Source organism: Flavobacterium sp. MEB061, from assembly GCF_000834715.1.
Classification (GTDB): Bacteria; Bacteroidota; Bacteroidia; order Flavobacteriales; family Flavobacteriaceae; genus Flavobacterium; species Flavobacterium pectinovorum.
Map to the genome: position 1 here is coordinate 1 of NZ_JXQR01000034.1, position 219 is coordinate 219.

The following is a 219-nucleotide window of genomic DNA, read 5'->3' on the forward strand; positions in this document are numbered from 1 at the left end:
TTTTCCTACCACAACCACTGAAATTACAGAATCACAGTTTGTCGGGTTGGTGATCTCACAGATGCTGTATTCAACATTATAATTTCCGGCAGCAGTATTCGCTGCAACCGTTACTGTTCCGTCTACGTTTAAGGTTAATCCTGTTGGAACGGTGATCCCCGTTAGTTTTACTTCGCCAGGATTTGTTCCAATAACAACCGGATTTCCGTTTAGGGTATC

At 42.9% G+C, this 219-nt stretch carries 1 protein-coding gene; it reads right to left on the bottom strand.

What is annotated here, in order from left to right; genetic code table 11:
* A partial coding sequence (locus tag RT99_RS25370; RefSeq protein WP_042565637.1) for a hypothetical protein occupies nucleotides 1-219 on the bottom strand: 219 nt, incomplete at both ends.